5 protein-coding genes and 1 rRNA gene are annotated in these 6,303 nt (G+C 43.3%); 5 read left to right on the top strand and 1 reads right to left on the bottom strand.

The window, feature by feature from the left end; all coding sequences use genetic code 11:
- The first annotated feature begins 228 nt into the window (after window positions 1–228).
- Both rrf and IDJ76_RS20515 read left to right on the top strand, forming a co-directional pair.
- Window positions 229–340: ribosomal RNA gene (gene rrf, locus IDJ76_RS20520) — 5S ribosomal RNA — on the top strand.
- 376 nt (window positions 341–716) lie between these two features.
- Window positions 717–1,817 carry an AAA family ATPase gene (locus IDJ76_RS20515; protein WP_191166224.1) on the top strand — a complete coding sequence of 367 codons (1,101 nt, stop codon included), beginning with the start codon at window positions 717–719 and terminating at the stop codon, window positions 1,815–1,817.
- Between the two features lie 34 nt (window positions 1,818–1,851).
- On the opposite strand, the gene IDJ76_RS20510 is transcribed toward IDJ76_RS20515, so the two are convergent.
- The gene (locus IDJ76_RS20510; RefSeq protein WP_191166222.1) at window positions 1,852–2,163 is read right to left on the bottom strand and encodes a restriction system modified-DNA reader domain-containing protein; all 312 of its coding nucleotides are present in this window, start codon (window positions 2,161–2,163) and stop codon (window positions 1,852–1,854) included.
- 265 nt (window positions 2,164–2,428) lie between these two features.
- Here IDJ76_RS20510 and IDJ76_RS20505 point away from each other — a divergent pair, with 265 nt between their 5' ends.
- The 3 genes from IDJ76_RS20505 (at window position 2,429) to IDJ76_RS20495 (ending at window position 6,301) form a co-directional block, all read left to right on the top strand.
- Window positions 2,429–3,331: a DNA-methyltransferase gene (locus IDJ76_RS20505; protein WP_191166220.1), complete on the top strand. Its 903-nt coding sequence runs from the start codon at window positions 2,429–2,431 to the stop codon at window positions 3,329–3,331.
- Entirely contained in the window at window positions 3,328–6,048 is a 2,721-nt protein-coding gene (locus IDJ76_RS20500) for an N-6 DNA methylase (RefSeq protein WP_191166218.1), read from the top strand. Before IDJ76_RS20505 ends, IDJ76_RS20500 begins: the two co-directional genes overlap by 4 nt.
- 85 nt (window positions 6,049–6,133) lie before the next feature.
- Window positions 6,134–6,301, top strand: coding sequence for a hypothetical protein (locus tag IDJ76_RS20495; protein ID WP_191166216.1), 168 nt, complete (start codon window positions 6,134–6,136; stop codon window positions 6,299–6,301).
- The last annotated feature ends 2 nt before the right edge of the window (window positions 6,302–6,303 follow it).

Here is a 6,303-nt window from a genome sequence, read left to right as displayed (position 1 = left end):
CGATAGACCATGGTTAGCAATGATCATGGACGGTTGAACAAAGACTATGGATCCTCAACACAAAGCTGTTGTTTTCTTTGCACAAATACTTCTTTCAATAATATGTCATTGTTTATATGGTTCATTAGTTGATTGGTATCATTGGTTCATTAGTAGCCATAACCATTAAACGAAGAACATAAACAATATAAAATATAGAAAAGTCAGCGATGACTGATCTGAAGAAATTCAGGTGCCTATATCGGCGGTGTCCACCTCTTCCCATTCCGAACAGAGAAGTTAAGCCCGCCAGAGCCGATGGTACTGCAGTAAAATGTGGGAGAGTAGGTCGGTGCCCAATCTTAAAGTTAAACCCGTTATCCAACAAGATAACGGGTTTCTTTGTTTATAAGAAGTCCGGAAGTCTTTGGTCTGAAAGTGCGTAAGTCTTGTCCTGGTGAGCCTGCCCGGCCACCACATCCGCACATCCAATCTGTTCACGTTCACCGCATGAACACCGTGAACATCCGTGAACACTTCTTATCCAGCTACTTAGCGAAATCAAAACACCACTTTACTGACACACTCCTGTCACCACTTGCATTATCTGTATAGGTTATATTTGTTAGGAAGCTACATCCTGTATCTTTTATAACAGGCACTGAATTTCGGCGGTATCTCTAAATATCTCTAAATATCACTGCTCCTTTTACCACACATCTTAAATTTTACCCATCATGAATCAAAACCATGCTTTTCTGCGGCCGGATTGTATCGAACAGATCCGTGCGGAGGTGAGGGGCACCACTTTCCGGCCGGCGAAGCGGCGCGCAAAGAACGTTGTGACCAAATTCGATCCTGACGACTGCCGTTACCTGCTCTCCATAGCTACCGGCAACCGCTGGATGGAACTGGGCGAACGCGAGCCCGAAGCTAAAATGCTTTTTGGCGAACTCTGGTTTCAAAACGAGCTCTGCATCCTGTTTGCCGATACCAACGTAGGGAAATCGGTACTGGCGGTGCAGATAGGGCACAGCATCGCACAGGGAAAGGCCGTTGCGCCCTTTACCCTGCAGGCCCCGCCCGCCACGGTGCTCTACATCGATTTCGAGTTATCTACACAGCAGTTTTACCGGCGGTATAGTAACGGTAAGCAGGTGTATAAGTTCTCTGAAAACTTCTACCGGGCGCAGTTCAACACCGGTTACCAGGTGGAAAGCGACGCTCCTCAAAATGACGACCTGCTGATTGCCGCCATCGAGTATAAAATTAAGCAGGTACACGCCACGGTGCTTATTATTGATAACATCAGCTGCCTGCGCGGCGGTACCGAAAACGCCTCGGTGGCGCTGCGCCTCATTAAAAACCTCAAGGATCTTAAAACTGATCATAACCTGTCTATCCTGGTGCTGGCCCATACCCCCAAACGGCGCAACCCCGGCCTACCGCTCAGTGCCGACGACCTGCACGGCAGCAAGCTACTCATTAACCTGGCCGACAGCGCCTTTGCCATAGGCACCAGCAGTGCCGACCGGCAACTGCGCTACCTCAAACAAATTAAACAGCGCAGCAGCGCGCAGGCTTATGGCGAAGACAATATTTGCCTTTGCCGCATTATAAAGCCACATGATTTTTTGCAGATGCAATTTGAAGGCCACAGCCACGAGCGCCTGCACCTGCGTACCCGCCACATGCTCAACCGCGAACTCCTTGCCCCGAAAGTAGCCGAACTGGCCGCCAAAGGTTATAAGCAGCGGCAGATCAGCAGCGAATTAGGTATTGCTTTAGGAGTGGTGAATAAGTTAATGCCGAAAGTGAGCAGTGCGGTGTTAATATGAACCGCAAGCTGAATTTTGTTTTTACTCTATTCTATTAATGGATTTGATTAATGGTTAACGATAAGTACTTTTGCTTATATTTAATTCGTTCAACAAATTTCTCTCCTTCTAATACTTTCCAAAAAACCCATCCACTTACACTAATGTTTCTTACTGCGCGTGCGACTCCGCTCGGAGATGGGAATACTTTTTTTGAGCTTTTTATAATTAACTCAATCGAACCGTCGATATTTAATATCCCAGTAATATTAGTATCAGATGCTGCGTTTAATATAATACCTGGCTTAAGTAACCCTGCGTTAATAACCATTTCAAGAGTTATATCTTGTTGCTCTATGAATTTCATTGGAATAATTTTTGTAAAAATACGAGTATTTAACTCTATTTTTTGCTAATTAATTTAGTATTCTTTATGTTTGCGCATATCATATTTATGTTTCTCTCATTTATGTTAGAGTAACACAAAATTAAGTTCTATACAAATTGGTTGCTTTTCCACAATTTATTTAAAAGCTGGTAAAATGCGTTAATTTGTTGTAACTTCTGAAATGAGTAGGGTTTTAAAAGGACTCTTTAAATGTATAGTTTTTTAATAGTGATAAACAATTAGGATGAAGTACCGTGGAGGTAAGATATTTCAAGGAGATTGCCTTGAGGTTATGAAACAAATCGAGAATACTTCAGTCGATATGATTTTATGCGATTTGCCCTATGGTACAACGCAGAATAAATGGGATAGCGTTATTCCCCTGACCGAACTTTGGAAAGAATATAAACGTATTATAAAACCTAAAGGTGTTATTGCGCTTTCATCGCAAGGCATATTTACAGCGAAGTTGATATTGAGTAATGAAGAATGGTTTAAATACAAATTTGTGTGGGTTAAAAGTAAACCAACCAACTTTCTAAACGCTCGTCGTCAACCTTTAAGGCAACACGAGGATATTTGTATTTTTTATGGTAGCCAACCCAATTATTATCCCGTTATGTCTCCTGGAGAGCCGTATAACAAAGGTGTGCGAAAAGCGCAGTTTACAGGGAGCTATGGAGATTTTAAACCAGTGCAAGTTAAGAGCGATGGTGAACGATTTCCGACAGATACTTTATATTGTAAAACTGCTGAGAGTGAGACAGGTGGCAAAGTCTGGCACCCTACCCAAAAACCTGTTGCGCTTGGAAGATACCTTATCCGAATGTTTACCAAAGAGGGTGATTTAGTGCTTGACAACGCTTTCGGCAGTGGTAGTTTTTTAGTGGCGGCAGCGCTTGAGCAGCGTCGGTTTATCGGGATTGAAAAAAACGAGGAAGTACATTTATTCAAGGAAAGTAATATTGATTATATAAAGGTTGCTAAAGAGCGCTTAGCAGAGGTCGAACAGGCTTTTAAGAACAAACAGCAACCACCTGCATTATTTTCCGAATTGCAACCCTCATCCGGTTCAGCTCAGCCCAATAAAAAAGGCATGGTTGACGTGAATTTGGTGATCCACGATGAACCCTCTATCACAATATGAAAAATACTACAGCGTCCTATAATGAAAGATCGTGGTCAATCGATTTGATAGGGCATATTAAATCCTTAGCCACGGCTCACAATCGTTCTATCAAAGATGCTGGCGGTGAGCAAACTGTTAGCGTAGATGGCGGAAGTTTATTTCCCGATGTTTTATTATTTGGAGACCGGGAAACTGCACGCATTTTACAGGGATGGGAATTAAAAATGCCAGATACCAGTATTAGTGATAGAGAATTTCGAGAGAATGCGGAGATCAAGGCAAATGCACTTGGTTTGGATAGTTTTCTTCTATGGAATGTAACTCATGCTCATCTTTATGTCCGCAACGTGTCAACGAGCTTTTTTATGCGCTCGCAAACTTGGGATAACCTGGCTGATATTACTACTAGATCTGCCGTGTCGCAAAACCGGGCAAGATGGGAGTCTTTAGCAACTGATATTTTTAACTACCTCAATGATCTTTTTGATCGTGGCGAATTAGAGGGTAGACCGTTTATTGAGGCTTACCGAAGTGGTGGTGTTACTGCACTTATCCTCGAAAATGCCGCGAATGTCAAGGAAGCACTTGTGGATGCGATGAGACGTGATAGTACTTTGCGAAACAATGTTGTGGTATGGTGGAATAATTATCGCGCTGAATATGGCGGTGAGGATAAAGAACAAGTTCTTGCAAAAGCAGTTATATCGAATTGGATAGGTAAATTATTGTTTGCTCATATTTTACGGGAAACCGATACAAGGGCGCAAAGTGTATCCACTATTGGTGACGAAACTACACCTGTTCAAGCATTAGCCATATTTCGACAGTTATCTGAAGATTGTAATTTCTGGACTATCTTTTCTGATAGTTTAGGTCTCTCTGTAATCACGACACAAGCATGGAACCAACTTAAACAATTTAACAGATTGCTTTCAGACTTGCGATTAGGTGCGGTTGACCAAGCGCAATTATCGGGGCTATTGGAAGCCACAGTGGAAGTCGCTACCCGCAAGCTTCGTGGCCAATATCCAACACCGATTGAACTGGCCAGTTTACTTGTCCAAATTTGTATGCGTAATGTGTTAGATGATAGGCTTCTCGACCCTTGTTGCGGTAGTGGCACAATCGCAAGGGCAGCGTTGGAATTAAAGTTATCAAATGCTGTGGATGCTGAAAGTGCATCACAGTCTATCTTTGCGGGCGATCAAGATCCTCAAGCCATTCAAATTGCCACATTTGCCTTGGCTAAACCGGGTTTGATGCATGTACCGTTGCGAATATTTCAAAAAGATGCATTTACTCTTCGTAATGACACTGTAATTGATTTTAGAAACCCATCAACCGGGCAGCTTTTTTCTGAAACACTCGGACAGTTTGAGGCGATAACCAGTAATTTACCATTTGTTGCACAAGCGGGGAGGGAACAATATGGAAATGCCTTACGGCAAATTGTTCAGCGCATGGGTATGGCTAACTTTTCAAAAAGAGCAGACGTTGCTGCTTACTTACCGTTCTCTCTTCATTCCTTACTTTCAGAAAATGGTCGCTTAGGGATAATTATAACCAACGCATGGCTTGGAACAGATTGGGGAGATGATTTTTATAATTTGTTGGGTCGCTATTACGATCTTAAGTGTGTAATAACATCGGGCGCTGGTAGATGGTTCAACAATAGTGAAGTGGTTACAAATTTGTTGATCATGGATAAAAAGACCGATCCCGAGCAGGAGAGCGGTGATATAAAATACATAGTTTTGACCAGACCGCTTGAAGCAATCAGCGATGAAGCTGCAATTCAGTTACTCGCGGCACAAATTGAGCTTGGACAAACGCAAAACGACTCGTTGATTGTACGGAGTGTTAGCCCCGTACAAATAGCACAATTTAGAGCATTAGGCTTAGGGGGTAATGCGCAATTTGTCAATTGTGACTGGATATTAGATTTTCCGCTTGTTCCGCTTCGCACCATATTTAATGTTAAACGTGGCGAACGTCGAGGTATGAATGAACTTTTCTATCCGAAAGCGGGACACGGCATCGAGCAAGAGTATATAAGACCATTAGCGAAAAGCCCATCTGATTTTGTCCGGCTAAGTATGCCTGCGGTAAAAGAGGCTTTTTGCTGTTCGCGAACCGAAGCGGAATTAATCGAGTTAGGCCATTCCGGTGCCTTGAATTGGATTAGGCAATTTAATACCGCAGCTAACATCACTAAGCTGTCCAAAGCCGGTTTATTATGGTATGAAATGGATACGGACAATTTATCAGACTTAGTAATGTTTATCAATTTTGGAGATAGGCTGTTTGTTGGCCGTGTAGATCCGCCTGCATTCTGTGATCAACGTTTAGTGCCTTTAACGCCGCTTAATGGCGCTGATATCGAATTATACCATGCACTTGTGAATAGCGCTGTATCAATGTTTATTATCGAGGGTATGGGTTTTGGTCGTGGGCTTGGTGCTCTTGATTTAAGTAGTGACCGCATCAAACAATATATGCATGTTTTAGATATTACAGGATTAAGTAACGACGATAAACAAGCGATCAAAGATGCTTTCCAACCCCTTGCACGCCGGGTAATTATGTCATCCGTCGCGGATGAATTGGAACAGGCTGACCGCATTTTGTTTGATGACACTGTACTTGCTGTATTTAATATAAATGTAAATAGACAAACCATTTATGATTCTCTATTAACTCTTGTTGAAATTCGTCTTACCGCCAATAGCAAATAATTACTACCATGGAGATTCTTCGCTGTAGTAAGTCCTCTCGCTACTGGCAGAGTCCCCCCCCCCCGCTGGCGCACGCGTGCCGCGTGTGCGCCAGCCGCCTAAATCCCGCTCGCCAAAACGTACAGACCTACCACCCCTAAACCCGATTGGCGGGAAAGCCTTTGCCGGAGCGGTGGGGGCAAGCATCGGGGGCAAAGCTTGTACAGAAAGCGGGGCTACCGGTAGCTACAAGGCACTGGCGTTGCTTTACTAAGG

The sequence above is a fragment of the Mucilaginibacter glaciei genome (assembly GCF_014773245.1).
In the GTDB taxonomy this organism is placed as follows: domain Bacteria; phylum Bacteroidota; class Bacteroidia; order Sphingobacteriales; family Sphingobacteriaceae; genus Mucilaginibacter; species Mucilaginibacter glaciei.
Note: the sequence above shows the minus strand (reverse complement) of the source record. Positions and strands in the feature narration are given on the sequence as shown.

What these genes read in the sequence shown, in the direction of transcription:
- IDJ76_RS20515 (WP_191166224.1), top strand. Translation starts at nt 717, where the DNA reads ATGAATCAAAACCATGCTTTTCTGCGGCCGGATTGTATCGAACAGATC.
- IDJ76_RS20510 (WP_191166222.1), bottom strand. Translation starts at nt 2,163, where the DNA reads ATGAAATTCATAGAGCAACAAGATATAACTCTTGAAATGGTTATTAAC.
- IDJ76_RS20505 (WP_191166220.1), top strand. Translation starts at nt 2,429, where the DNA reads ATGAAGTACCGTGGAGGTAAGATATTTCAAGGAGATTGCCTTGAGGTT.
- IDJ76_RS20500 (WP_191166218.1), top strand. Translation starts at nt 3,328, where the DNA reads ATGAAAAATACTACAGCGTCCTATAATGAAAGATCGTGGTCAATCGAT.